Below are 24,941 nucleotides of genomic sequence, written 5' to 3' on the forward strand. Positions count from 1 at the left end.
GCGCAACCAAAATAGAAACGCAAGGAAAAAGCTAGTAATTGTACCTACGTGGAGCCTGGCTCGCGAGCTCGACGCCCACTCCGTAGAACCCGCAGCAGCTGCCGTTTTGAGGCGCGCACCAACGGACCATGCCGAGGCACAGGCTCTTGCCGTACAAGCCCGTCTCTTCGGCATCAGGAGCGAACTGGACCTTGATGGTCTCGCCGGGAGACAGGGGGTAGTCCATTTCGAGCATGAAGCCCGTGGCACTAAAATTGATCGTTCGGGACGGAATCTTGCCGTCCTGAGAAAAGCATTTCTCCACCGTACACCGCGTCAAGGATGCCCTTCGCGGCGATTTTCTTGAATCCATCACTTTTTGGCTCCGTCGATGCATTTACCCTCGCCTTCCCCATTCACCACCCTGTCTCTATCGCTGCATTTCCCGCTGACCCGTAGCTCCTCTATCCCTTGCGCAGATAGCACACGCCGCCGCTGTAAAGCATGAGCACACCTCCAAGAGCCAGGCTGGCCGAACTCCCGACGAAACATCCGGCCAAACCCACGGTGCCGACAAATAGAGGAAATGTCTTGTAGATGCAACGGGGGAGCCAGACACGCATTCTGAACCTCGTTTTTGTTGAATGACGTTATTTAACCGACACACTCACACAGCGAGAATATTTAGAGATACACACAAAACAATTTTTGTGCAAAGCATTATATACTAAATTTCAAAAATATAAGTATATTAAGATTTTATTAAAAGAAAAGTATTCAATAAAAAAAATATCTGAATACTAAATATGTAGCATTTTCGTATTAATGATAAAAAAAGACAACAAAAAAAACGGCATGATAGAGGTAATTTTCTTCCATCATGCCGGGATAAATTCAGAAAAGATGCAGCCTAGATGATCTCGCGGCGGCGCAGACCCACAAGACCGAGAAGACCGGAACCGAGGAGGATGGCGGCACCGGGGAGGGGGGTGGGGGTATAGGAAAGATTATCGAATTTAAAAATTGTTGGGCCATTGGTCAGCTTAAAAGAAATATCAGAAAGCAATATTCTTGCAATACTGTTGTCAGCGGCGCTAAACACACCAGAACCTGTCAAGGTATGTTTACCTCCATTTACCATTAATTCGACAACTCCACCAAGTGTCTGTATCTCATAACTAAATGAGACAAGATAAGCTGCAGGCAAAAAAGTGATTGAAGCTTCCGCAAGCGTACCAAAGATTAAACTATCTTGGAGTGTGCCCGTCCCGCCTGAACCCGAAAGAACGCCATCCCAACCGGAAAATTCAACTCCATTTGAGACCCCGTATGCATCAAGATCTGTAACTCCGTCAAAAGTCAGAGTTGTCAAAGCCTGAGCCTGCCCCGCCAGCACCACAAGGCACAGCATCATCCCAAAAAACAATTTCACCGATTTCATATATTCCTCCGAATAGATTTTTGGGGTTCTGCGCCCCGGGACTGCGCTCTTGATGAAAGTTCCGTACCAAGCATGATTTTATATTTAATTTCAAACAAATAGACTCTCGCAAGCCATATCATCCACCCCTCCCGGACCGCCCTGTCCGATGCCGTGAGATAGCCTCTCACCTTCAAGAACTCACTTCGCGGCCTACGCCCTTGCCAGGGTAAGTCACGCAACCCCTCGGGATGTCAGGGCAGCGCTTGCAGCACCGGGTCACCCGGCACCGCGACCGGATGTCAGGGAGCATGATCCAGTCCCAAACTGCCGGATAGTGGCACTCATGAGCTGTCCGGTCCGGCAAGACTGAACCCAAGCGCTCCTTGTCCGGAAAAATCAGATTTATTCAAGCAACGATCTTGCCTGAGCCAGATCCGGGAAATCCTGGGTGCGGGCCAGCAGGGCCTGGAGCAGGGTGCGCGCTTCCCCGGTCTGTCCCAGATCGGCCAGGACCTGGGCCAGGTGATAGGTCACGGCCGGGTCCTCGGGCAGGGACTCGTGGGCCTTGCGCAGGAACTGTAGGGCCGCGTCCTTGTCGCCCAGGCGGTAATGCACCCAGCCCACCGTATCCAGCGCCGAAGGATCGCCGCCCGCACTGGCTCTGGTGGCCAGGGCCAGCGCTTCGGTCATCTGCTCCGTCGTGGGCGCGGCATGCGAGACCAGCAGGTAGGCCAGGTTGTTGGCCGCGGGCAGCAGCCCGGGGTGGCGGGCCAGGAGATTGCGGTAGATGGCCTCGGCCTCAGCCGTTTCCCCGCCCAACTGCAGCAACTGACCCAGCAGCAGGGCCTCGGGCACGGAGTCGGGATTCTTGGTCAACGCGGCGCGGCACTCGGCCACGGCCGTGTCCTTGCGGCCCGTGGACGCATACAGCCCCGCCAGCCGGGCCGAGGGCACGGACCATTCCGGGGCGCGGCGCTGGGCCTCGCGAAATGCCTTCTCCGCCCCATCCGCATCGCCCAGCCGCAGGGCCGTGCGGCCGAGCAAGTCAGCGGCCAGCGGGTCTGCCGGCCGGGATGCGGCCCGCTCACCGGCCCAGGCCATGGCCGCCTCGCCGCGCCCCGCCGCCAGTTCCACGGCCACCACGCCTTCGGCACCTCCGTGGGCGTCCGGGCTGGCCAGCAGCAACTCGTCGAAGGTTTGCCGCGCAGCGTCCCAGTCCTTGCGGATACCGTACATGCTGCCCAGACGAAGCAGCGCGGCGGTTCTGGCATCGCGCTCCCCAGCGGCCAGTCGGTAATGGGTCCGGGCCGCATCAAAATGTTCGCGCCGCGCCTCGATGTCCCCCATGGCCAGCAGCAGCTGGGCGGACATCCTGCCCCCCCGCTCGCCGTCCTGCAGGACGGCGAGGGCCGCATCGGGCTCGCCCGCACGCTGGTGATGCGCGGCCAGTTCCAGACGCACAGGCAGGGCGTCCGGCTTCTTCAGAAGAAAATTGCGTAGCGCCTCGACCCCGGACAGAGTGTTGCCCAGGGCAAACTGGGCCCGGGCCATGAGCACGGCCACGGCCATGTCGTCCGGAACATCGTGCAGGGCGATGCGCAGCTCGGCCAGGGCTTCCTCGAAGCGGTCCTGGAGCATGAAGATGCGCCCGCGTGCGGCGTGGGCGCGGGCATCTGCGGGATTGAGACGCAGCACCTCGTCCACCTCGGCCAGGGCGCCGCTACGGTCGCCACGGCGCAGCTTGAGCTCGGACATCCGCAGGCGAGCCTCGATGCCGGACGGACCGGCCTCGGCATCCTGGGCCAACTGGGTCAGGACGGCCTCGGCTTCGGCCATGTTTCCGCCGGCGGCATGCACCGCAGCCAGGGCCAGCCGCAGTTTGGGCGTGGCTCCGTCCGGGGTTTTCACGACCAGGGCCGCAGCTTCGCCGGTCTTGCCCTGACGTGCCAGAAATTCCACCAGTCGCAGCCGCGCCTCTTCCGAAGCCGGGTCCGCGTCCAGCATGACGGTCAGGATTCCCTCCACGCGCTGTGCGTCGCCCATGCGCTCGTACAGACTGGCCAGGAGGACCATGACGCCGCGATTTTCAGGATCGAGCTCTTTAAGCTTCAACAGATGCTTCTCGGCGTCCGCCATGTCGCCGCTGTCCGCCGCCAGGCTCGCGGCCCTGAAATGCAGCACGCGGCTGTCCGGCCGGGCCTCTATGCCACGGCGCACCACGGCCAGCGCCTCGTCGACGCGCCCGGTCTCGGCATGAATGACCGAGAGGGCTATGAGCGCGTCCTCATTGTCCGGATCCTGTGCAAAGACATCCTTAAGCTGTGCCTCGGCCTCGCCGAACCGCTTGGCCCGGAGCATGGCCCCGGCGCGCAGCAGCCTGCCGTCCCTGGAAGCCGGATCGATGCGCAGCACCTGCCCGGACACCTCCTCGGCCTTGGCCGTGTCCCCCGAAAGCAGGTAGATGCGGCCCACGCCGAGCAGCGCCTCCACGTTCTCGGGCTCGAGCTCCGCCGCGCGCTGAAAGCCCGCATAGGCCTCGCGCCAGTTCTGGTCCGTGAGCGCACAGCGTGCCAGCAGCAGGTAGGCTCCGGCGTGGTTGGGATCGAGCTTGATGATGTTCTTGGCCTCCACCCGCGCCTCGGCAATGCGCCCTTCCTGTTCCAGCTTCAGACCGTTTTGGAACAGCTCCGCCTTGCGCTCGTCCTTGGACGCGCAGGCACAAAACATCAGCCCCACCAGTAAAAGACAAAAAATCCGCCGCATGCATACTCCTCGTTGACTAGGATGCTCCGTCACGGGCCAGCACCACCCGCACGGTCTTCAAAAGTATCTCGATGTCGTGCATGAACCGCCAGCCGTCGATATAGCTCAGGTCCAGCGCCACCACGTCCTGAAAATCCTTGATCCGGTTACGCCCCGAGATCTGCCACAGCCCAGTGATGCCGGGCTTCATGGAGATGCGCCGACGCTGCCAGGGCTCGTAGAGGCCCACCTCGTCCGGGGTCGGGGGCCGCGTGCCCACCAGGCTCATATCCCCGCAGAGCACGTTCAGAAACTGCGGGAACTCGTCCAGGGAGGTCTTGCGCAAAAAACGCCCCACCGGTGTGATGCGCGGGTCGTCCTTCATCTTGAACATGCAGCCCTGCATCTCGTTGTGACACAAGAGCTCCTGCTTGCGGGCCTCCGCGTCGGCGTACATGGTCCTGAACTTGTACAGGGAAAAGTGCCGGTTGTTGCGACCCACGCGGGTCTGCCGGAAAAAGATCGGCCCCGGCGAATCCATCCGTATGGCCAGGGCCACGAAGGGCAGTATGACCAGGAGGATGGCGGAGCCCACCACGCCGCCCAGAATGTCGAGGATACGCTTGTAGAAAAGCCCCGAAGTGCTGATGCGCGAGCCGTAAACGGCCAGGGTCGGCACATTGCCCACATGCTCCACGGTCAGCCCGCGCACGACCTCGTCGGGATCGAACATGCCGGGCACGATACGAGCCGTGATCCCGAGCATGCGGCAGCTCTCGACCTTGTCGCGCAGTTTGACCGGGGCGTCCGGAGGCAGGGCAAAAATGACCTCGTCGAACTCGTCCCGGAGCAGCACCTCGCGCAGGCAGTTGTGGGCACCCAGGTGCGGCACGCACTCGATTTCCTGCTCATCGCCGAAGGACAGCCAGCCCCCCAGCCTGTGCCCCCAGCCCTGCTGGGCCGAGAGGGCGTCCTTCACAGCCTGCACGCGGTCCCGGCTGCCGACCAGCAGCACCCGCTCCACCTGCGGACTGCGTTGCACGCGCTGGCGCACGAAGTTGGTCGCCAGCATCCGCACCATGAGCAGTCCGCAGAACACGATCCAGCCGTAGATGCCGATGAACAGGCGGCTTATGCCCTCCGGTTCGAGCATGAATACGCCAAGAGTCAGCACGGAAAAATCCACGACCACGCCCAGGGTGACCTTGCGCAGGCCTTCCAGGCAGCCCACAGCGAAGCGGTCGCTGTAGAACCCGAAGCGCCCCATGACGAAACTGTTCAGAAACATGAGCGAGAGCACCATGGTCACGAAAACCCAGTGCGACATGCCGAAGTCCCCGCCGGACATCTCCCAGCAGATGTGCCAGGCCGCGTAGGCGCCCGTGATGATGACCAGGCCGTCAGCCAGAAGCAGCAGATTGGTGATGATGAGAATCTGTTCCTTGAACATGGACCTATTCCCTCTTTCCGTCGCCGCGCCCCGGCACGAAGTCCGGCAGCAGCGGGACGATGCGTGAAACCATGTCGTCGACCAGCAACTGGCCTTCATCCACGTCCTGGCCGGGCTTGAGCAGCACCTCGACGCGCACCAGCGCACCGTCGGTGCGGCCCATGGTCAGGGCGTCCCACAACAACAGCCACTTGTTCATGAATTCGTTGGTCACGGCCCGGCCCCGCTGCTCGAACCAGTAATTGGCCACGATGCGGTTGCCGCCCTTCTCCAGCAGGATCTGGCCCACGGGAAAGTCGCGCACCCCGACCCTGGCCGGCAGGTTGGAACGCCCGGTGACGCTCCAGCCGCTGCCGAGCATGCAGGAGGTCGGGGCATGGGCGGAATTGGTGCCGTCCTGGGCCGCGTACCAGGACACCAGAAGATACAGCGGGTTGCCCGACTCCACGTTGCGGTAGGTGGCGTGCACGTAGTCCGACGCGCCAAGACTGCGCAGCACTTCGGGCGCAAGCGTCAGGCCCGAGCCTTCCCAGGCTCCAAGCTGCATGGGAAAGGCGGCGAAGCTCGTGCGCGCGGGCACGGCGCTGTTGGCCGGGGCTGTAACGAAACTCAAGGCAAAAAGAAGCAGCACGGCCGTAAAAAGCCCGGCCGGATGCGGCCTGGGCAGGGTCGGAGCCGTCTTCTCCCCCGCCGGCACCGCGCTCTGCGTCGTGTCCCGAAAAGCCAGCAGGCGGCAGCCGATGAAGAGCACCACAAGGGCGACCACATAAACCAGCCAGCCCGAAAAATCGTGAAAAAAGCCTTCGGCCACCGAAGGCCCGATCAGACGCGCCAGCACCCCGGTGAGCATGATGCGAAACGCGTTGGCAAAGATGGAGACTGGGATGGCCAGCAGCAGGAGCGCCAGACGCAGCCGGTTTCTGGTCAGGAACATCCAGCCCACCAGGAGGGCCATGAGCAGGGCCGGGAAGAGGTAGCGCAGGCCGCTGCAGGCATCGACCACATCGAGGGTGATCAGCCCCAGGTCGATGATGTTGCCCTCCCGGAACACGGGCACGCCCACCAGGCGCAGCATCCGTTCCGCCAGGGCCGACGAGAGCAGCCGCAGCTGGAAGCTGATGGTGTTGTAGAGGAACGGGGGCAGCGGAATGGCGAACAGGGCCACGATGATGGGCATGCGCAGGGCCCTCAGCCCCCCGTTGCCGACCAGAAATCCCGTGAAGGCCACAAGGGCGGCCCAGATGGAGACGAAGACCAGCATCTTGATGGACCCGAACTTACCGGCCACGAAAAGCACGGCGGCGGCCAGGAGCCAGAGCGCCGCTGCCGAGAAGCGCTCGTCGGCCAGCCTGCGCAGACGCTCGCGCAGGGTCCAGCCCAGCCAGACGACCACGGGCGGGACGAACCAGGCGTAGGAATGATCCTCGCCCTGCCAGGAACCGACAAGCATCGGGATGTACGTGCGGTACAGCCAGCCCCAGGCTGCCAAGGCCAGGGCCAGCAGGAACAGGAGCAACAGTGGGCGCGGGATGATCGGCGCTGCGGGCGCGGAGGATGGTGCGTGCATGAAATAGTACCGGGTCGGCTTGTAATTTGTCCGTCGAAAATATGGGCATCGCCATGACTGCAATATGAAAGCCAGTCACGGAGCAAAGGCCGCAGCCCCCGGCCCGGACTGGTTGGGAGCGATAAAGAGTCGGGCTCAACCCTGCCGCGCACCAGCCAAGTCCCGGATAACCGGATAAAAGATACAGCCGCAGGCATTGAGCAATAAGCATTCCCAGTGAGAGTCCGATTGGACAAGACAGGGAAGGGGAATGGTTTTTGGTCAGGCAACGTAGGGCGGTTCCCCGTGGGCGCCCTTCTTCTGCCCGACGTGGCTGCCTGGAAGCACATCGAAATCGGGCAGACACATGGGTCTGCCCCTACGGCGTTCCGCCGTGGTCATGATCGGAAGGAATAGCAGGCAGGACAAAGGCGGTGATGGCAGACGGATGGAACGAGGACAAACGACGGAGCCAGCGATGGCGAATGAGCATTGCCAATCACCATTCACTATTGACCAATCACCCCCACAGCCATTTCAAAAAACCACCGGGCTTCTGCGGCTTCTTTTCCGCAGGCACAGGCTTTTCTTCGACGGGAGCTTCAAGCGGGATGACTGCTTCGGTCTGTGCGGGAACGCGGGCGGCGTCGATTCGCTCCTTCAGCGCCCCAAGCTCCAGGGTCAGGAGCTGCACATCCGTGCCCCAGGCCGCGAAACGCTCTTCCATGACCGTGAGGCGGCGGTCCAGGGCGGACAGGCGCTCCTCCAGATCCGGCGTGACCTCCATTCCGGCCGAGGGCTCGGGGTCCGCCGCGGTCTGGATGCCGTTGGAGTGCAGCATGGGCGCCATGTCCCGGGCCACGTCCTGCACCACTTCGGGGCCGATGACAGGCAGTTCGTCGGCGAAGCCATGCACCAGGGCCGCGTCGCAGAGGATGTTGATCAGGCGCGGCACCCCGGCCGAGACCGTGTGGATGATTTCCATGGCCTCGGGCGTGAACAGGAGCGGGTTTCCCCCGGCCTGCGCCAGGCGAAAACAGATGTAGGCCTTGGCCTCGTCGAGTTCCAGGGAAGGCAGATGAAAAGTGGACGTGATGCGCTGGGCCAACTGGGTCAGGGTCGGATCGGCCAGCTTGCGGCGCAGCTCCGGCTGGCCCACCAGGACCACCTGCAGGAGCGGACGGCTGTTGCCCTGCAGGTTGGAGAGCAGGCGCACCTCCTCCAGGGCGTCGCGGGACAGGTTCTGGGCCTCATCCACGATGACTATGGCGTGCCGCCCCTGGCTGAAGCGGTCGATAAGATACTCGTTGAGCATGGCCAGGTTCGCGGCCTTGTCGCCGCCCGGCTCGCCGGCTTCGAACTCACGGATGATGAGCCGCAGCAGTTCCTCGCCCGTGACATTGGTATTGAAGACCAGGGCCACGTCCACGGCCTTCTCGATGCGGCCCAGCAGATAGCGGATGAGCGTGGTCTTGCCAGTGCCGATGCCACCGGTCAGAACCACAAACCCGCTCCCCTCCCCCAGGCCGTACTTCAGATGCGCAAAAGCCAGCTTGTGCTTCTCGCTCATGTAAAGGTAGGCTGGGTTAGGAACGATAGTGAATGGGCGCTCGCGCAGATTGTAGAAATTTTCGTACATGTTTTTTCTTTTTTTGGCTTTAGATTTCAAGTTTTATGTTTTATTTTTAATACATGAAGCATAATACGTAAAACATCTTCACCTATCAACGCTTCTCAATACGACACAAATCACTGCATGTATTCCCACCCTAAAACTTAAAACCTAACACCAGCATCACAAAACATAACGCATCACGTCTTATTTAATACCACTCCCAACAAATTCCGGCCTTCCAGCATGCCAAGTGCGGTTTTCAACTCATTTTGCGCGGTGTGACCTTCGTCAACCACAAGGACGATGCCGTCCACGTATTCGGCAAAAACCAGAGCGTCAGGGATGCCCAGCAGATGCGGACAGTCGAAGATGACGTAGCGGTCCGGGTAGCGGCTCTTCAGCTCCGCCACGAGATCCTGCATGCCGGGCGAACTGATGATGTCCACCGAATCCTCCTGGGAAGCGCCAGCAGGCAGGACCACGAGCTTGTCGATGCCCGGATTCACGAACAGGCTCTCCACAGACAGGCCGCGCAAAAAATGGTCCGACAGGCCGGGCCGCGAGTCCATGCCCAGACCGCAGGAGATGCCGGGCCAGCGCAGGTTGGCGTCCACCAACAGGGCGGTCTGGCTGGCATCGCGGGCGATGGTGATGGCCAGGTTGGTGGCCACCGTGGTCTTGCCCTCGCTCCGGCCAGGACTGGTGACCATGATCGTGTTCAACCCCTTGGAACGGGTCTGCTGCAGGATCTGCGTGCGCACGACGTTGAAGGCGTCGCGAAGCTCACGCGGAGCGCCCTCGCCCAGGAGCCTGCGCTCCTCCATCTTGTGAAAGCAGGCCTGCTCGATCTTGGTCTGGGCGTAACGCACTTCAACACTGTCCCGTCGCTCCGCGCCCCCGGCCTGCGCCTTCGCCCTGTACACAGGTGCGGCAGGTGCGACCTGTGCGGCAGGTGCGACCTGTGCGGCAGGTGCGGCCTGTGCGACAGCTACGGGCTGCGCGTCAAACGCAACGGACCGGGCAGGAACCGAATCCTGCACAATTATCCCACCCGAACTCCCCGCAGCCAGCCGCTCTGCTTCCTCGGCCTTTTCAAGGGCCTTGATGATCTTGCTCATAGTGCTCCTGTATATTTGAGAGGCAACGGGAAAGGCAGCAGAAAAGGCAGGGGCAGAAAATTACTCGTAGTACCCATGCCTTTGTGTCAGTCCTGTTTCTGCCGTTACCCCTGCCTTATCGTGCCTCACACGTGCCTAGTCCTCGTCTTGCCGCGACCTTTATCGCAGCCTTTCAAATTCTTATTCTTTGGTTTTAAGTGTCACGCGTCTCGTTTCAATCCAAACCCCAAGCAAAGCGCCAACGCACCCCACTTCACGCATCACACATCACGTTCTCTCCCTAAAACCTGTCCAATATCTGATAAAAAATGATGTCCAGCGGGCGCACGTAGACATGGAACAGCCCCGTCAGCACGGCGAGCGCCCCCGCCATGCCTGCCACGGCCATGGTGATCTTGCGTTTGCGCCGGGCCACTTCCGCACCCGTGGCGATGTGAGGGATGGACCCCAGGAGCGGGACGGCGGTCAGGGCGTGCAGGCTGCGCAGGCCGCGCACCGAGCCGTCCATGGCCTCGGCCAGGGCGCCGCAGCCGGCCCCGAAGCCGAGCGACATGACGAAGCCGACCAGCATGAGCAGCATGCGTTTGGGCTTGGAAGGCACTTCAGGGAGCATGGGCGGTTCAATCAGGGTCAGCTTCTCGCCCGCCCGCTCCTCTTCCAGTTCCTTGGAATCCCGCGCGGCCATGAGCTTCTGCGAAGTTTCCTGAAATTTGAGCTGGCCGTTCTGATGGTCGCGCTCCAGTTTGCGGTATTCCTGCTCCACCCGTGGCGTGTTTTCCAGACGGAGGGTCAGGTCATCCTGACGGCGGCGCAGGTCCGCGAGCATGGCCTGCTGGCTCTGCAGATCCATTGCCGTGGCCTGCAACTGGCTCTTGAGGGCCATCCAGGCAGGATTATCCGCGCTCTCGGACACGGAACTGGGTGCCACTCTGGTTGCACCCGCGCCGCTCTTTTCCAGAGCGGTCACACGGCGCTCGGCGGCTTGCACGTCCGGATGCTTCGGGCCGTACTTGGCGCGCAGATCCGCCAAATTGGCGCGCTCCGCCTCCAGTTCTTCGGCCAGATCCACGCTCACGCCGCTGCCCTCCAGGGCCGCGATCTGCTCACGCAGCTTGATGACTTCGGGGTGTTTGTCCGAATGAGTGGCCGTGAGGGATACGTATCTGGTCTTGAGCGCGCGCAGCTCCTCGGCCGGGGGCAGGACGCGCCCGCCGTCGGCCGTGACCAGGGTGCGCTGCGGCGTAACCGTGGCCAGCTGTCCTTCCAGAAAGGCCCGGCGCTCAAGGATGCCGCGAATGTTCTCCTGCACGGCCTGCGCGTCCCGCTCGACGCGGTCCAGGGTCTGCAGGTTGAGCTGGGTCAGCTCCGGCAGGGAGCCCAGGTGCTCCTCCTTGAACCGGGCGATGAGCTCCTCGGACTGGGCCACCTCGTCGCGCAGGGCCACGAGCTGCTTTTCCAGAAAGGAATAGGCTGTGGACGCCTTCTCCTCGCGATTCTTGAGATTCTCTTCCAGAAAAAGGGAGACCAGGGTGTTGGTGGCCTGCAGCACCTTGGCGGGCTCGGTGCCCTCAAAGGCCACAGAGAAAGCGATGGTCGCCGTGGCCGGACGACCCGTGTTGCTCATGACCTCGGCCTGGATGGGCTCCATGGTGATGTCTTTGCGCATCATCTCGACCAGCGCCTCGGAGGTCATGCTCTTGCGCTCGTCCTGATACAGGCCGATGCGGTCGATGATACTCATCAGGTTGGAGCGGTTCAAAACGACCTGGGTGATGGTCTGAAGCCGCTCCTCCACGAATCCAGTCACCGTGGAGCGCACCAGCTCCTGCGGCACCTCCTGCCCCTCGATGAGAATCGTGGCCGAGGATTGATACTTGGCGGGCAACAGGGCCACGACCACGGCAACCACGACAAACACGGCCATGGCCGGCAAAACCATCTGCCAGATGCGACGCCGGATGACGCCGAGCAGATATCCAAGTTCGGTCTCTTCACTGAAACTGGTCATTCAAACTCCTTGATCCGTGACGCGCAATGCGTGACGCGTGATCCGTGGAAACAGACATGGTCACGCATCACGCTTAACCCTTTATGTTTCAAGTTTTACATTTTTGATTAGAAAGACAAGCAACCCGCCATCGCATTACGCCTCACGCATTACACATCACGCATCACAATCCCCACTCCACCGTCACGCCCAGGTACACGCGGTTGCGATCCGTCACCTCGTCCGCTTCGATGTCATCCTCGTGGGTGTACTGATAGCCGCCGTCGAGGGTGGTATCCTCGCTCAGGCGGTAGCGCAGGGTCGGACCGATGCTGTAGGTCTGGGTGTTCTCGTCCTGCACCAGGCCTGCGGTCTTGGACATGTACCAGGCCAACTGCACCCCGAGATAGAGGCGTTCGGTCAGATTGCGGCCAAAAGAGGCGCGCAGGCGGTCACGGGTGATGAGCTCGCCGTAGGTCGAGGGTGATTCGGACCTGTCCGCGCTTAAAGTCAGTCTCCAGATTTCGTCCGTCCAGGTGCCCGAGGCCGAACCCGAAAACGTCATCTGGCTGTTGTTCATGCTCAGGCCCCAATCAAAATCCACGTCCGATTCGGTCTGGCTGACGCCTCCCAGGACCTGGAATTCCAGTGTCTCGGAGGCTTTCCAGGCAAAACCGGCCAAGGCGGAGAGGACCAGCTGCTCCGTCTCGCCGTCGACGCGGTCGAAGCGGTAATTCTGGACCCCGGCCTGGCCGATGATCCGCCATAGGCCATCGCCCAAGGCGTGGCTCCAGGTCGTGGTCAGGCCGCCGGACAGATAATCGGTATACCCCGTTGATTCGTACTGCATAAGCCCCGCGCTGCCCTCCACGGACAATTCGTCCCGCTCGCTCATGCGCAGGGTCAGGCCCGGGGTCGCGGAGTAGTGGTTGCGCGCGGCCTTCTCCGTGGTGATGCCCGATTCGTCGAACTCGCTCTCCACGGTGTGGTCGCGGACCCACTTCGCGCCGAGGCGCAGCACCAGGCGCTCGCTGACGGCGTGAGAGGCCTCGACCCCGAGCTGTGCGTTTTCCCGGCTATAGTCTTCGTGCTCGGCGTACTGAAAGGCGTCCAGGCGTCCCTGCAGCCCGAGACGCGTCACCTCGTCGCCCCCCTCGACCTTAAAGGCCGGCGAGAGCATGAGTTCGGCATCGGTTTCGCCCTTGCCGAGGGTGTTGTCGTCAAAGGCCGCGCGCACGCCGATGGACGGCGTGACCATGGTTTCGCACACGCCGCTCTTCGCGGCCGGGCCAAGGATGAGAATGCCGGCCAGAAGCAAGGCGGCAAGGGGTTTGATGCAATGCGTCATGGGAGCGGTCAGGGGACGATGACGATATCGCCGGGTTCGAGCAGGACGTTCTGCTCCAGGCCCTTGCCACCCGCGACGTGGTCGTAGTCAAAAGGAAGATAGCTCTGCGTGCCTGTCGTGTCCGTGCGCACGACGCGCACCGAACCGGTCGAGGCATACGGGGTCATGCCCCCGGCCATGGCCAGGGCCTGCAGCACGGACATGGGCCCGTCCATGGGAAACACGCCGGACTTCTGCACCTTGCCGACCACGGAAACCTTGGAACTGCGCGACTCGATGAGCATCACGGTCACGGGCGCGCCGTGGATATATTCGCCGATCCTGGTCTCAAGCTCGGCCCGCAGATTCTCGACGCTGACCCCGGCGGCCTGCATGTCTCCAACCAGGGGAAAGGAAATCTTGCCGTCCGGGCGCACCAGAACCTTTCGCGCCAGGCTCTCGTCACCCCATACGGAAATCTCAAGCACGTCTCCACTGCCCAGGGGAAAGGTCGCCCCTTGGCTGGCGTGCACAGGAACGCAAAACAGAAAAAAAAGAATCGAAGCCCGCATGAAAAAACTCATAAATGCTCCATAAAAATGCAAAAAATTAATCATCCTTTTCAATCCAGCCAATCAGGTCAGGATCCAAGACCCAGAAAAATCAAGACGCGCTGGAACTTGGGCCGGAGCCACCCAGCCTTTTTGGGAAAAGGGAATGCGTCCAAGCCATTTCAGACAGCCATCAGCAACTGACTTCAGCCAGTGAGCCCAAGGGATTTTTGAAGACCGCGCCGATTATCACCCCGGCCTCGTCCAGTGCCTTGCGACAGGCGGTGCAGGCCATGTGCAGAGGTTTTCCATGATCCGAGAACTGGAAGAGGACCTCGAATTCACGCCCTTCCTTGAAATTCTCGGGCTCGGTCGCATTCAGATGCAAGCCGATGCCCGTGGTCGAGATGTCGCGCAACTGCGCCACCCGATACCGGCCCTTGAGCCCGTCCGGGTCCAGCGTGTGAACAACGGCAAAGCCGGACAGGAGCTGACGGGTTGCTCTGCGCCGGTCCTGTGCGCTGCCATCGGCAAGGGGGGCGCTCGGGGCAGCCAGGGCCTCACCGCCGGACTCGTCCTGATCCCGCAAATAGCGGTCAAGGTCGGTGTTCAACCATAGGGGGGGGCGTTTTTGTGTCACGGATACTCCCATGCAAATTTTCGCAATCATATGAAAGAATTGTGCCATTTAGAATTCAGCAGACCTTTTCCCTGACATCCGCCCATACCGTACGGTTTCACAGCTCCCCCTCCCCCGCCCAGTCCAACGAAACAGGACTACCACAGCGCCGCGCAAAACAAGCACCAGTTAAGTCCGATCGAATCGGACTTTCATCATATCGAGATGTTATGAAAATATTCACGACAGGACAAATACCGCATTAATACATACTTCACATTCATTATTGTTTCGTGTAGCCCATTTTTCCAGAGGCACAATACAGAATAAAGATGTCTTACATTAACGTCATACACTCATACAAACATCTCTAAGAAAACTTAAATGTCTTACATTGGCGCTATTCATCTCCGACTGCTTCGGTCTACATGGCAAGCATCTTTCAAAGGCAAAGAATAATATGGGCTCAGTACTCATCATTCATGAACGCAGTGATATTTGTCACCTGCTGAGTCCGGCCATCGAAAGCCATGGACATGAATGCTATTCTCTTGCCTCCTGTGCCGATGCCATTCAAACCCTCAAAACCAACGCATTCGACATTGTAATTCTTGATATCGACATCACGGAAAAACCCGGCGAAGCCGTAGCGGCACTGGCCAAATCCGAGTGCAGGCCGCATATCCTGATCATCACAAACGGTTGCAATCCCGGGATACTGGAAGAAGCCATCCACGCCGGGGCATGGGACGTCGTCTGTGCACCGTTCACCCAGGAGGAGCTCGGTCAGGCCATCAATCGCTGCCTGCACCATCGTCGCGCCAGGATGGAGACCAAGAGCCATGGCAACATCAAGCGCGATGCCATTCTCGGGTCCAGCCCCTGCCTGGAACAGTGCCTGGAGCACATCGCCACCGCCGCACAGAGCAATGTCAACATCCTCATCCTGGGCGAGACCGGGACCGGCAAGGAACTCTTCGCCAGCGCCATACATGAGAACAGCACACGCGCGGACAACAGTTTCATCGTCGTGGACTGCACCAACATCCCCAAGACGCTGGCCGAGAGCCTGCTCTTTGGTCATGAGCGCGGCTCGTTCACCGGGGCTGCCGAATCGCGTGACGGCCTCTTCCGGCAGGCCGACGGGGGGACCATTTTTCTTGACGAGATCGGCGATCTGGACATCGAGGTGCAAAAATCGCTGCTGCGGGTCCTGCAGGAACGCCGTTTCAGGCCCTTGAGCTCAAAAAAGGAGATCTCCAGCAATTTCAGGCTGGTCGCGGCCACGAACCGCAACCTTGAAGCCATGGTCAAGCGGGGCGAATTCCGCAAGGATCTCTATCACCGCCTGCGCACCAGCGTGATCCAGCTCCCCCCCTTGCGGGAACGCAAAGAGGACATCCTGCCCATTGCAAACTACCATGTGCGCCAGATCTGCGCTGAACTCGGCTGTGACGAAAAAGAGATCTCCTATGAACTGCACCACGCCCTGACCCTCTACAACTGGCACGGCAACGTCAGGGAGCTGATCAACGTACTGCACGCGACAGTGCAGAACGGCAATGGTGAATGCAGGCTCTACCCGCAGCATCTGCCCGTGGATATCCGCGCCAAGGTACTGCTCAAGCGCTCGGGCAGAGCCCATACCGATGGGTACCTCGTGACCGAGAAGGCAACCGAATGCAGAGCCCAGGGCGATACCTCCGGCTGTCCGCTCCTGCCCCCTGCGCGCGCCGCCATCCCTGACAGGCAACCGGCCCTGTCAGGAACTCGCGCCATGAATCCGCAAGAATGCCCACAGCCCCCCCGCACGACGAACTCCGGCCTCTGCACGGCTCCCTCCCCGGACTCATCCAGGACACCGTCCCAAACACCCGAAGGACTTGTCGGCTCGCTCACGCAGCACCAACCCGGCAACGGCTTCGCGCACATTGAGGGCCCCTACATCGCCCTCCCGCTGCCTCCGGAAAGCACCGCAGACTCGCAACTGCTCCCCTTACGCACAGTCCGTGAACTGGCCATGCAGGAAGTGGAGCTCGCCTACCTGAAACGCCTCGTGACCAGCAGCCAAGGCAATTTCCAACGCGCCCTGACCATCTCCGGCCTCTCCCGCGCCCGCCTCTACGACCTGCTCAGCAAGCACAGCATGAGTATCAGCGGGAGCTGAGGACGCAGGGAATTTCGATGTTCTATGCGTGATGGCGGAGGCGCCTAACGCCCAGCGCGCCATCCCTTGGTTCATTTATTGCTAAAACAGCCCGGAATAATTCATTTGTCCTGCCAAATCAGACAGCTGATATTAATGCACGCAGTGCCCGGCCATGAAGGCCGGAAACCACATACAAGGAAACGTATGCAGACGAAGATGAAGGGAATTGTGCTGGCGATGGTTTTATTTTTGTGCGCCGGAAATGTGTGGGCGTCGGTGTCGCTTACCAGCGCTACGTTCGATGCGGGGTCCGTTTACAAAGCCCAAACAGCATACGACCACCGGAACTACGAGTTCAATTTGTCCTTCAGCTCCCCCGTCGAGGGTGTATCCTCGACTTTTGGGTACTGCGCCGAACTCGGACAGACTTTTTCCGCAGACACGCAATATCAAAGCGCCGAAATATCCGGCAATTACCTGCAGGCTGCGTGGCTCATCGACAAGTACTCCACCTACGAGACAACGGATACCGGGTTCCAGGGCACGACGAACCGCGTCACCATCTCCGCACTGCAGGCAGCCATCTGGAGCGTGCTTGGCCAATCCACGCAGTCCCGTGACTACACTCCGCTCAAGCCGAATTGGCTTGATCGCTGGTGGCTGGGCTGGGATTCGGTCAGAGTTTACAACCTTTACACAGCCATGCTCGATGATGTTTCCTCCATCAGCGACTTTAGCGGCCTTGACCTCGAATCCAGATTCCAGCTGCTGACCGACGGACTCTCCCAGGACCTCATCGTCCGCACCTCCGCCGTCCCCCTCCCCGGCGCGGCCATCCTCTTCGGCTCCGGCCTGCTTGGGCTGGTCGGGTTGCGAAGAAGGAAGATAGCTTGAAAATGTTGCGCAGGGATTCTTCGAAACAGACGCTTCCATCCGCATTTTTGAGAACTACGACATAGACAACGACCTGGTTGTCAACGAGTTTCTTGATCTTCTCGCAGACAGCGAACAGGGTCAGGTACTCGACAATGGAAATGGTTTTGTCCCGAGCCGCCAAAGCTGAAGCAGCCTTAATCACCGAAGGAATAAAATCATTTGAACTCATTACCAACGATTCAACATCCGCCTCGCTAATCACATTGACTTCACGCCCATACATCTTTTTTTTTTACTAAAAACCAAATTCAGGCCAAAAAAAAGCGGGATAAACCCGCTTGAAGCTTTAAAATCAGTACAATCCGATCAGACTATCTCCCGCCTGCGCAGTCCGACCAGCCCTAGCAGGCCGGAGCCAAAGAGGATGGCCGCACCGGGGAGGGGCACGGAGCTGGTTTTTGCGGCAAAGACGAGGTCATCAAAGTCCGCGTCGGGACTGCCTCCGTCGTTGAAGCCGAAAAGATACGATCCGGCTGTCAGAAAGACATTGTTGATGCTGACGTCAGATTTAAGCAAGTAGACATGGATAGCTTCAGACCATGCGTTGATTGCAAACACTTCATTTTTTGTCGACTGCCCTTTGGCAAACAACGTTTCTATATTAAGCGAATAAGAAGTATCGTTGTCATTGCTTTTATTATTAAAAATGACTTTATTACCACTACCGCCAACAAGCTCGATCAACTTATTAGTATCAGCCGCTTCAGAACCGACATAAATAAAATCAAACAATCCGGACAATTTAACATCTGCACTCAAGGCAGCAGGACTCTCAGCAGAGAGAAATGGAGAACTAGGCATCAGAATATCATTTACGGTTGTATACGTGTTAACCGCCGCCTGCGCCTGACCGGCCAGCAGCATGAACAAACCTATCACAAAGACCTTGATCCCCGTTTTCATTCCCTACTCCTGTTGCAGGCATTTATTCGCGTTTCATTGGTAAAAACATCCAAGGCTACTAAGCAATATCCATTCCCAGCGGGAGTCCGAACAGGCAAGACTGGCTGTGAAGAAGACAATAAAAAAAGGCGGGACAAGCCCGCCTAGTGTTTGAAACGGTGAAGATTGGATTGGAGGTGGATAAAGGCAGGGCCAGAAAAAATATCCTCGCCACTGTCGCTGCGCTTACCGCTGCCTCCGTCCTTCTAAACTATCTGCCTTCTGCGCAAACCAACCAGTCCGAGCAGGCCGGACCCGAAGAGGATGGCGGCGCCAGGAAGGGGAGTAGGTGTGAAATTGATGTTGTCTACCAAAAGTGCGCCGGATTTGAGCGTAAAATTTATACTGCTAAGGAAAGCTGTTCCCCAATCAGAAGGCACAGAAAACTGATTATCCAGACCAACCAGCAAGTCAAACGTACCAAGGCGTTTTCCAGCAACATCCAAACCCTCAACAATCGCGGCACCACCATAAACCAATGAATAATCGAAGGCAAAATCTCGCTGATAAACCGGATTCACAGAAAAATTAAAACCAGCTTCGACATTAGCTCCCGAAAAATTCAAAGTCACTATTTCCGGATCGCCAGGTTTGGGATACAGTGTCCAATCACCTATGAATTCAACCCCATATGTCTTACCATAAGCGGTAAGATCGGTAGCCCCGTCAAAGTCAAGTGTTACCGCCATCGCCGATCCTGACAGCAGGTTAAGCAACAGAAAAACAAACAACACTTTTAGAGCAGCTTTCATGACATAACTCCTGAATAATTCTAGGATTGGCGTTTTGATTTATCCAAGGCCGCGATGGAAGATATGTACCAAAAACAATAACATATAATATTATCAGATATTTATAGCAATACGATTACTTTTTAGTCCAAAAAGATCAGACTACAGCACATTGCCCAATTCCCTGCGCTCAGAAACCCATCTCGAAATCACCGCTTCCGCCTGCGCATCCCGCTGCCCCGTCGCTGCGGATGGTGAATAGTGAATGGAAAAGGCCCGGACTCTGTCGCAAAACGCATCACACGTCCCGCTTTAGTCTCTGGTTTTTGGTTTTTAGTTTCTGGTTAAAAAAATTGCCTGCGACATCGCATCACGCGTCACTTGTCACGCATTACGATCCGTTAGATTGGTGCTTGGTGAATAGTGAATGGAAAAGGCACACTGCACTTTCTATGAATTGGCCGCATCACGCGTTACGCGTCACGCATCACGTTCCGCTGGATTGGTGATTAGTGATCGGTGAATAGTTTTTGGTAAGACACGTTGCCTTTCTCGCTGCCTCAGTCGCTACCTTCTTATCGCATCACGCATCACGCCTCACGATCCCCTGCCTCCGTCCCTGCCTCTGTCGCTCTCCCGTCGCTGCCTCTGTCGTTGCCTCTATCGCTGATTCTGTCGCCGCCTCAAGCATCACGCATCACGCATCATTACACCGGCCATTTCTGGCGCGTATGCAGGAGCCGTAAAATTTGGATCGCAAGGCCCTGCTCACGATAGACGAGGACATAGGGCAGACCTGGCACTACAAGTTCCCGAGTGCCCACTGCGGCCCCACTGCGACCCATCTGGGGAAACTGGTCCAAACGTTCGCTGGCTGTCCGGATCGCCTGGGCAACCCGGTGGGCGGCCTCGGCATCATCGGCGGCGATGTATTCAAGTACGATGCCCAGGTCTTTTGCGGCGGGTGTATTCCGGGGAAGCGAACTCGCCTTTATCGGCGGCCGCAATGCCTTTCTGGACCTCCGCCATAAACCAGGCCTGATGCTCCAAGATGTCGTCCAGCGCCTTATTCAGCAGCCAATTGCGGCTTCTGCCCATGGACGCGGCAACAGCGTCGATACGCTCAATTTTGTCTTTTGATGCACGAAAACTGGTGGATACGGTTTCTGCGGCGCTCATAATGATTCCTCCATGTAGTCACAGTAACTACAAGTGACTGCGCTGACAAGCGCTACCCCTGCTTCCCCGCCGCCGTCTCGCTACATCCGCCCCTGCCTCCATCCCTGCCTTTATCCCTGCCTCCATCCCCGCCTCCATCGCGTCACGCGTTACGCATCACGCCTCCCGCTCCCCACTGCCTCCCACTTGTCTGTTAATGACCTGTGCGCTAGAGATAAGCATGACTCCTACAGTCAGTTCTGAGAAAAAACAGCTATCGATTTTTCTTTTTCTCTCGTGAAGAAACAAGGATGCACATTCACGTATCGTCCGAGTCGGGAGAAGCAAAATTCTGGCTCGAGCCCGAACTGGAATTGGCGCACAATCACCGATTTTCGCGCCAAGAGCTAAAATCGATTGAAATAATTTTGGAGGAATTCCATGGCGAGTTCATCAGCGCTTGGCGCAATCACTTCGACGACTGAGGTCACCAACATATCCGGACACGGAATCTGGCTTTTGTCTCACGGGCTAGAAATGTTTCTCTCATATGAAGATTTCCCATGGTTCGCGGAGGTACCGCTGCGCATGGTCACAAATGTCCAGGAACCCTCCCCAGGCCATTATTACTGGCCGGATCTGGATGTAGATCTTTGCCAGGACGCAATACTGTATCCAGACCGATTCCCCAAGAAGGCGAAAACGAATTCCCTGCAAAAATTCGCAAAGAACCCTTAAGCACATCGCCCACTGGGGTGACGCCTGAACGAACGCTTCGTTGCGAGGAAGCCAGCTAATGGCCGCTGGAATGGTGATTGGTGAATGGTGATTGGCAAAGCATATTGCCGCTGCCTCCACCCCTGCCTCCATCCCTGCCTTTATCGCATCACGCATCACGCATCACGTCTAACGTTCCCCCGCCTCCCCTTGCCAAGCAACTAACTCTGAGTTAATTATTTCCATGCCCATCATGTACAGCAAGCAGGCGCTCAAATATTTGCGAAAAATGCCCAAGGCGAAGGCTGAGGACATCATGTCGGCGGTACGCCAAATCGATGAGGACAGATCGGCTTTTCAGGGGAACCTGATCAAGATGACCAACAGCCCATACTTTCGACTGAGGATTGGCGACTACAGAGTGATTTTAGAAATCGATGACGGAAAGCTCATCGTGCTCGTGATGAAGGTAGGAACCAGAGGAGATGTGTACAAATGAACGTCCAAGTCATTGAAAACAATTCCGGAAACCCCGCCTATGCGGTGGTCCCGTGGGATGAGTACAGATCAATGGTAGAACGCCTTGAAGAGCTTCAGGACATTGTGGACGCTGACAAAACCATGGCGGCCATTGCGTCCGGTGAGGAAACCTATCCCCACGATCTCGTAGAGCGACTGCTAGGCAGGGAGAATCCGCTTCGGATCTGGCGCGAATATCGCGGCATATCGACTGCGGCCCTGGCCGCGATGGTCGGGGTCACGCCTTCGGCCATTTCCCAGGTAGAAACCGGCAAGCGTGGATTATCGGTAGATCTGCTCAAGAAACTGTCCGAGGTTCTTCAAGTGGATATGGATGATCTCGTGGATTGATTAAACTGGGCGCGATGGCACTCGACCCCTGACAGGGCAAGATAAGTCAAAACGAGACCTGACCCCCAGCCGTGGATTGATTAAACTGGGCGCGATGGCACTCGACCCTTGGCAGGGCAAGATAAGTCAAAACGAGACCTGACCCCCAGCCTTCTGGGGGGCGTGACATGTGGATTTGCTAGCGGTTACCGCAACACTCTCAACCCCAACAGCTGTTCCATAGGATCGAAATCCCTGTCGTTGTGGATAAGACCAAAGCCGTTCTCAATGCAGAATGTCGCGATAAGGACATCGATGGTCTTGCGCACCGTGATGCCTTGCCTTCGCAAAGCGCGGTAGTTCTGTGCCGCCGCCATCGCCATGTCTCTGCCGACAAAATCCCTGTACTCCAGGCCATCCATGAGCTGTCTTGCAATCTGAAAATCTCTTTCACTGCTGAATCCTTGAAGAATCTCGGCCAGGATCAGATCGCCGATAATGATGCGCGACTCGGAAAGCGCACGATCCAGCAAATCCGTATGTGGAGCGGCGACCCCGCGGAAATAGTCGATCCAGACCGAAGTATCCACGACGATCACGAATCTTTCCTCATGGCGTCAAGATCCCCCTCCCACGTCAGTTTGCCCCGAAACTGCCGGATGGACTCCTGCTTTTTCATAGCGATCAGCAGGCGCAGACCTTCTTCCACCGCCTGCTTCTTTGTCTTGAGCCCAGAAAGCTTCAAGGCCTGATCCATCAACTGGTCATCAACAACAATGTTTGTACGCATGACTCCTCCCGTCCCGTGTGTATAATTTCATATTTTATACACATAATACGCTTCCGTCTACCCGAATTCATGAAGGGGTTTTTAGTGGACTTGAGCCTTGATCATGTCCGAAACGTTCACCAGCAGATCGAAAAAGCCTGATAGTCTGAGGAGTCAAGGAAGATCTTCTCCCGCCTGCGGCCACGGTTCATGATATGGATACCAGGCGCCGGGATATTCAATGCGTAAGGGGCGTGACATGGTGATTTGCTAGATGATTGGGACAGGTAGGTCAAGACGAGACCTGACCCCATGCACTGGCCTCTGGATACGGGGCGATGGAGGCGCAGATGGCGATGCCGCCGTTCTTGGTGATCAAAGAGTTATTTCGAAATTTTCTCTTGTCTCAGAGCACCAGATGATGAAATAAATTCTTTAAATAGCAAGACTAGATACTTAGTATTCGTAACAAGATATCGTTTCCACATCCTGCGCGGTTCTTGAATGACCCTGTAAAGCCACTCCAGACCATATTTCTGCATCCATATAGGAGCACGCCGAGTCTTTCCGGAAACCACATCAAAAGTCCCACCCACGCCCATGACAAACTGAACTCCGAGGCGGTCTTTCCACTTATTGATGAAATTTTCTTTTTTAGGCGAAGAGATTGCAACAAAAATCAAATCAGCTTTCGATTTCTGAATCATGTCTACTACAAATTCTTCATCATCCCAGAAATAGCCATGATGGTATCCAGCCACCTTCAAGCCAGGATATCGCACAGTCATGGTTTGGGCCGTTTTCTCCACTATTTCAGGTTTGGCTCCAAGGAAAAAAACCGAAAAGCCTTTCAAAGCTGATTTTTCAAGAAGCCTCAAAAATAGATCAACACCCGCAACTCGTTCCGGAACCGTATGCCCGCAAAGACGAGCGCCCCAAACGACACCCATACCATCAATGTTGATGATATCGCAGCTATCAACGGATTCCTTGAGTTTTGCATCGCTTTGCATGTTCACAAGTTTGGCGACATTCACCACCACATGCTGAGTAAAATGCCCTCCTGACACACGGTCGGTAATCAATTCCACCGTCTCGTCCATGCTCAAAGCATGCATCCTCTGCCCTAGGAATGTCAGCGGCCTAAGGCCGAAATCAGCACCCAAAAAAGTCATCTGCTTCTCCGTGATTTGGCAAGCATCAAACACCAAGCTCAATCAGTTTCGCAACGATACGTTGCCCGACTTTGCCATCCCATTTTGGCGGAATCCGGTGTTCGCCTATGCCTCCGGCAAGAATTTTACACACTGCCGATTCAATCAGTTGCGGATCATTGCCCACAATAAGATTTGTTCCCATTTCGCACGTGATGGGCCGTTCCGTATTGGGCCGCATGGTCACACATGGAATGCCAAGAACCGTGGTTTCTTCCTGCAATCCGCCGCTATCGGTAAGCACCAACCGCGAATGCATGTTCACATTCAGAAAATCCAGATACCCGAGAGGGTCTGTCACCCACACTCCCGGACCAAGCTTTTTCCCATCTTTGGGGATCGTGCTGACATAATCATCCAGACCAAACTGGCTGATCATTTTGGCGGTCCGGGGATGTATGGGAAAAAAGATGGGAATATCGTGGGACAAACGCTTCAGCACTTCCAGAATGCCCTGGAGCGTGGATTTCTCATCAACGTTGCCGGGTCGGTGCATGGTCATCGCAACATACTGCCCCGGTTCCAATCCAAATCGTTCGAACGTGCCCAGATCCTGGGCTTTGTCCCTATGTTTGAGCAAAGTGTCGATCATGACATTGCCCACAAAGTGAATCTTGTCCTGAGGCACTCCCTCTTGGATCAGATTTTCATCAGCGAAATGATCTGTGGTAAACAGAGCGTCAACAAGCACATCGGTGCAAAGACGATTGATTTCCTCGGGCATTGTCATGTCACGGCTGCGCAACCCCGCCTCAACATGGGCGACTTTGACGTTCAATTTCTTGGCTGTGATGGTGCAGGCCATGGTGGAGTTCACATCACCGACAACAATAACCCAATCGGGCTTATGTTCGAGAAGCACCTGTTCAAATGCGACCATGATTCCGGCAGTCTGAACAGCATGGGAACCAGACCCAACACCGAGATCAATGTCCGGTTTAGGCAGACCAAGATCATCAAAAAAAGCTTGGCTCATCTTTTGGCCATAATGTTGCCCAGTATGCACAAGCAGATGTTCAATTTCTGACCGCAAATTCATAGCATCAATGATTGGAGCAATTTTCATGAAGTTCGGCCTGGCACCAACTACATTGATTACTTTCACAAGACCACCTGTAT

The 24,941-nt window shown here is 57.4% G+C and carries 25 protein-coding genes; 6 read left to right on the top strand and 19 right to left on the bottom strand.

Annotation, left to right across the window (positions count from 1 at the left end; genetic code table 11):
- Positions 1-31 precede the first annotated feature (31 nt).
- The 11 genes from CVU60_03125 to CVU60_03175 all read right to left on the bottom strand — a co-directional run bounded on the left by CVU60_03125 (position 32) and on the right by CVU60_03175 (position 14,426).
- Positions 32-376, bottom strand: coding sequence for a hypothetical protein (locus CVU60_03125; GenBank protein PKN43362.1), 345 nt, complete (start codon positions 374-376; stop codon positions 32-34).
- A 513-nt stretch (positions 377-889) separates the two neighbouring features.
- On the bottom strand, positions 890-1,420 hold the full coding sequence (locus CVU60_03130) for a hypothetical protein (protein ID PKN43363.1): 531 nt from the start codon (positions 1,418-1,420) through the stop codon (positions 890-892).
- Between the two features lie 384 nt (positions 1,421-1,804).
- Positions 1,805-4,165 (bottom strand): hypothetical protein, encoded by a 2,361-nt coding sequence (locus tag CVU60_03135; GenBank protein PKN43364.1) that lies wholly within the window; start codon positions 4,163-4,165, stop codon positions 1,805-1,807.
- 16 nt (positions 4,166-4,181) lie between these two features.
- The gene (locus CVU60_03140) at positions 4,182-5,693 is read right to left on the bottom strand and encodes a sugar transferase (protein ID PKN43365.1); all 1,512 of its coding nucleotides are present in this window, start codon (positions 5,691-5,693) and stop codon (positions 4,182-4,184) included.
- A complete protein-coding gene (locus CVU60_03145; protein ID PKN43366.1) occupies positions 5,599-7,161 on the bottom strand; it encodes a hypothetical protein in 1,563 nt (520 codons plus the stop codon). Before CVU60_03145 ends, CVU60_03140 begins: the two co-directional genes overlap by 95 nt.
- Before the next feature lie 499 nt (positions 7,162-7,660).
- Positions 7,661-8,779 carry a hypothetical protein gene (locus CVU60_03150; GenBank protein PKN43367.1) on the bottom strand — a complete coding sequence of 373 codons (1,119 nt, stop codon included), beginning with the start codon at positions 8,777-8,779 and terminating at the stop codon, positions 7,661-7,663.
- A gap of 173 nt (positions 8,780-8,952) precedes the next feature.
- Positions 8,953-9,873: a capsular biosynthesis protein gene (locus tag CVU60_03155; GenBank protein ID PKN43368.1), complete on the bottom strand. Its 921-nt coding sequence runs from the start codon at positions 9,871-9,873 to the stop codon at positions 8,953-8,955.
- A 280-nt stretch (positions 9,874-10,153) separates the two neighbouring features.
- Positions 10,154-11,881, bottom strand: coding sequence for a lipopolysaccharide biosynthesis protein (locus tag CVU60_03160; protein PKN43369.1), 1,728 nt, complete (start codon positions 11,879-11,881; stop codon positions 10,154-10,156).
- Positions 11,882-12,044: 163 nt separating this feature from the next.
- On the bottom strand, positions 12,045-13,208 hold the full coding sequence (locus CVU60_03165) for a hypothetical protein (protein PKN43370.1): 1,164 nt from the start codon (positions 13,206-13,208) through the stop codon (positions 12,045-12,047).
- Positions 13,209-13,216: 8 nt separating this feature from the next.
- Entirely contained in the window at positions 13,217-13,771 is a 555-nt protein-coding gene (locus CVU60_03170; GenBank protein PKN43371.1) for a sugar transporter, read from the bottom strand.
- 160 nt (positions 13,772-13,931) lie between these two features.
- Positions 13,932-14,426: a hypothetical protein gene (locus tag CVU60_03175; GenBank protein PKN43372.1), complete on the bottom strand. Its 495-nt coding sequence runs from the start codon at positions 14,424-14,426 to the stop codon at positions 13,932-13,934.
- 391 nt (positions 14,427-14,817) lie between these two features.
- Between CVU60_03175 and CVU60_03180 the strand changes: the two genes are divergently transcribed.
- Together CVU60_03180 and CVU60_03185 are read left to right on the top strand one after the other, a co-directional pair.
- The gene (locus CVU60_03180) at positions 14,818-16,524 is read left to right on the top strand and encodes a sigma-54-dependent Fis family transcriptional regulator (protein PKN43373.1); all 1,707 of its coding nucleotides are present in this window, start codon (positions 14,818-14,820) and stop codon (positions 16,522-16,524) included.
- A 186-nt stretch (positions 16,525-16,710) separates the two neighbouring features.
- Positions 16,711-17,400 (top strand): hypothetical protein, encoded by a 690-nt coding sequence (locus CVU60_03185; protein PKN43374.1) that lies wholly within the window; start codon positions 16,711-16,713, stop codon positions 17,398-17,400.
- Between the two features lie 348 nt (positions 17,401-17,748).
- Here the strand turns inward: CVU60_03185 and CVU60_03190 are convergent, their stop codons facing one another.
- The 4 genes from CVU60_03190 to CVU60_03205 form a co-directional block, all read right to left on the bottom strand.
- On the bottom strand, positions 17,749-18,345 hold the full coding sequence (locus CVU60_03190) for a hypothetical protein (protein PKN43375.1): 597 nt from the start codon (positions 18,343-18,345) through the stop codon (positions 17,749-17,751).
- Between the two features lie 245 nt (positions 18,346-18,590).
- On the bottom strand, positions 18,591-19,136 hold the full coding sequence (locus CVU60_03195; GenBank protein ID PKN43376.1) for a hypothetical protein: 546 nt from the start codon (positions 19,134-19,136) through the stop codon (positions 18,591-18,593).
- Between the two features lie 686 nt (positions 19,137-19,822).
- A complete protein-coding gene (locus CVU60_03200) occupies positions 19,823-20,185 on the bottom strand; it encodes a type II toxin-antitoxin system mRNA interferase toxin, RelE/StbE family (GenBank protein PKN43377.1) in 363 nt (120 codons plus the stop codon).
- A complete protein-coding gene (locus CVU60_03205; protein PKN43378.1) occupies positions 20,049-20,294 on the bottom strand; it encodes a CopG family transcriptional regulator in 246 nt (81 codons plus the stop codon). Before CVU60_03205 ends, CVU60_03200 begins: the two co-directional genes overlap by 137 nt.
- Positions 20,295-20,584: 290 nt before the next feature.
- Between CVU60_03205 and CVU60_03210 the strand changes: the two genes are divergently transcribed.
- The 4 genes from CVU60_03210 to CVU60_03225 all read left to right on the top strand — a co-directional run bounded on the left by CVU60_03210 (position 20,585) and on the right by CVU60_03225 (position 21,860).
- Complete coding sequence (locus CVU60_03210) at positions 20,585-20,758, top strand: hypothetical protein (protein PKN43379.1); 174 nt, start codon at positions 20,585-20,587, stop codon at positions 20,756-20,758.
- A complete protein-coding gene (locus CVU60_03215) occupies positions 20,715-21,011 on the top strand; it encodes an integron cassette protein (GenBank protein PKN43380.1) in 297 nt (98 codons plus the stop codon). Before CVU60_03210 ends, CVU60_03215 begins: the two co-directional genes overlap by 44 nt.
- 223 nt (positions 21,012-21,234) lie before the next feature.
- On the top strand, positions 21,235-21,489 hold the full coding sequence (locus CVU60_03220) for a type II toxin-antitoxin system RelE/ParE family toxin (protein PKN43381.1): 255 nt from the start codon (positions 21,235-21,237) through the stop codon (positions 21,487-21,489).
- Positions 21,486-21,860 carry an XRE family transcriptional regulator gene (locus tag CVU60_03225; protein ID PKN43382.1) on the top strand — a complete coding sequence of 125 codons (375 nt, stop codon included), beginning with the start codon at positions 21,486-21,488 and terminating at the stop codon, positions 21,858-21,860. The genes CVU60_03220 and CVU60_03225 overlap by 4 nt, the downstream gene beginning before the upstream one ends.
- Before the next feature lie 185 nt (positions 21,861-22,045).
- Here CVU60_03225 and CVU60_03230 read toward each other — a convergent pair whose 3' ends face one another.
- From CVU60_03230 to CVU60_03245, 4 genes are all read right to left on the bottom strand, one after another.
- Entirely contained in the window at positions 22,046-22,438 is a 393-nt protein-coding gene (locus CVU60_03230; GenBank protein PKN43383.1) for a VapC toxin family PIN domain ribonuclease, read from the bottom strand.
- Positions 22,435-22,629, bottom strand: a complete 195-nt coding sequence (locus tag CVU60_03235; protein PKN43384.1) for a DUF2191 domain-containing protein — start codon at positions 22,627-22,629, stop codon at positions 22,435-22,437. Before CVU60_03235 ends, CVU60_03230 begins: the two co-directional genes overlap by 4 nt.
- A 362-nt stretch (positions 22,630-22,991) precedes the next feature.
- Positions 22,992-23,726 (bottom strand): glycosyltransferase, encoded by a 735-nt coding sequence (locus CVU60_03240; GenBank protein ID PKN43425.1) that lies wholly within the window; start codon positions 23,724-23,726, stop codon positions 22,992-22,994.
- Between the two features lie 82 nt (positions 23,727-23,808).
- Complete coding sequence (locus CVU60_03245; GenBank protein ID PKN43385.1) at positions 23,809-24,927, bottom strand: UDP-N-acetylglucosamine 2-epimerase (non-hydrolyzing); 1,119 nt, start codon at positions 24,925-24,927, stop codon at positions 23,809-23,811.
- Between the last annotated feature and the right edge of the window lie 14 nt (positions 24,928-24,941).

Source organism: Deltaproteobacteria bacterium HGW-Deltaproteobacteria-18 (genome assembly GCA_002841885.1).
Classification (GTDB): Bacteria; Desulfobacterota; Desulfovibrionia; order Desulfovibrionales; family Desulfomicrobiaceae; genus Desulfomicrobium.

Excerpts from the sequence above, each read along its gene's own strand:
- CVU60_03240 (PKN43425.1), bottom strand. The coding sequence starts at position 23,726 with ATGCATGCTTTGAGCATGGACGAGACGGTGGAATTGATTACCGACCGT.
- CVU60_03140 (PKN43365.1), bottom strand. The coding sequence starts at position 5,693 with ATGAAGGCCAGTTGCTGGTCGACGACATGGTTTCACGCATCGTCCCGC.
- CVU60_03150 (PKN43367.1), bottom strand. The coding sequence starts at position 8,779 with ATGTACGAAAATTTCTACAATCTGCGCGAGCGCCCATTCACTATCGTT.
- CVU60_03215 (PKN43380.1), top strand. The coding sequence starts at position 20,715 with ATGGCGAGTTCATCAGCGCTTGGCGCAATCACTTCGACGACTGAGGTC.
- CVU60_03210 (PKN43379.1), top strand. The coding sequence starts at position 20,585 with ATGCACATTCACGTATCGTCCGAGTCGGGAGAAGCAAAATTCTGGCTC.
- CVU60_03165 (PKN43370.1), bottom strand. The coding sequence starts at position 13,208 with ATGACGCATTGCATCAAACCCCTTGCCGCCTTGCTTCTGGCCGGCATT.
- CVU60_03190 (PKN43375.1), bottom strand. The coding sequence starts at position 18,345 with ATGAAAACGGGGATCAAGGTCTTTGTGATAGGTTTGTTCATGCTGCTG.
- CVU60_03205 (PKN43378.1), bottom strand. The coding sequence starts at position 20,294 with ATGAGCGCCGCAGAAACCGTATCCACCAGTTTTCGTGCATCAAAAGAC.
- CVU60_03220 (PKN43381.1), top strand. The coding sequence starts at position 21,235 with ATGCCCATCATGTACAGCAAGCAGGCGCTCAAATATTTGCGAAAAATG.
- CVU60_03185 (PKN43374.1), top strand. The coding sequence starts at position 16,711 with ATGCAGACGAAGATGAAGGGAATTGTGCTGGCGATGGTTTTATTTTTG.
- CVU60_03145 (PKN43366.1), bottom strand. The coding sequence starts at position 7,161 with ATGCACGCACCATCCTCCGCGCCCGCAGCGCCGATCATCCCGCGCCCA.
- CVU60_03180 (PKN43373.1), top strand. The coding sequence starts at position 14,818 with ATGGGCTCAGTACTCATCATTCATGAACGCAGTGATATTTGTCACCTG.
- CVU60_03170 (PKN43371.1), bottom strand. The coding sequence starts at position 13,771 with ATGAGTTTTTTCATGCGGGCTTCGATTCTTTTTTTTCTGTTTTGCGTT.
- CVU60_03155 (PKN43368.1), bottom strand. The coding sequence starts at position 9,873 with ATGAGCAAGATCATCAAGGCCCTTGAAAAGGCCGAGGAAGCAGAGCGG.
- CVU60_03225 (PKN43382.1), top strand. The coding sequence starts at position 21,486 with ATGAACGTCCAAGTCATTGAAAACAATTCCGGAAACCCCGCCTATGCG.
- CVU60_03160 (PKN43369.1), bottom strand. The coding sequence starts at position 11,881 with ATGACCAGTTTCAGTGAAGAGACCGAACTTGGATATCTGCTCGGCGTC.
- CVU60_03235 (PKN43384.1), bottom strand. The coding sequence starts at position 22,629 with ATGCGTACAAACATTGTTGTTGATGACCAGTTGATGGATCAGGCCTTG.
- CVU60_03195 (PKN43376.1), bottom strand. The coding sequence starts at position 19,136 with ATGAAAGCTGCTCTAAAAGTGTTGTTTGTTTTTCTGTTGCTTAACCTG.
- CVU60_03125 (PKN43362.1), bottom strand. The coding sequence starts at position 376 with ATGCATCGACGGAGCCAAAAAGTGATGGATTCAAGAAAATCGCCGCGA.
- CVU60_03130 (PKN43363.1), bottom strand. The coding sequence starts at position 1,420 with ATGAAATCGGTGAAATTGTTTTTTGGGATGATGCTGTGCCTTGTGGTG.
- CVU60_03135 (PKN43364.1), bottom strand. The coding sequence starts at position 4,165 with ATGCGGCGGATTTTTTGTCTTTTACTGGTGGGGCTGATGTTTTGTGCC.
- CVU60_03175 (PKN43372.1), bottom strand. The coding sequence starts at position 14,426 with ATGGCACAATTCTTTCATATGATTGCGAAAATTTGCATGGGAGTATCC.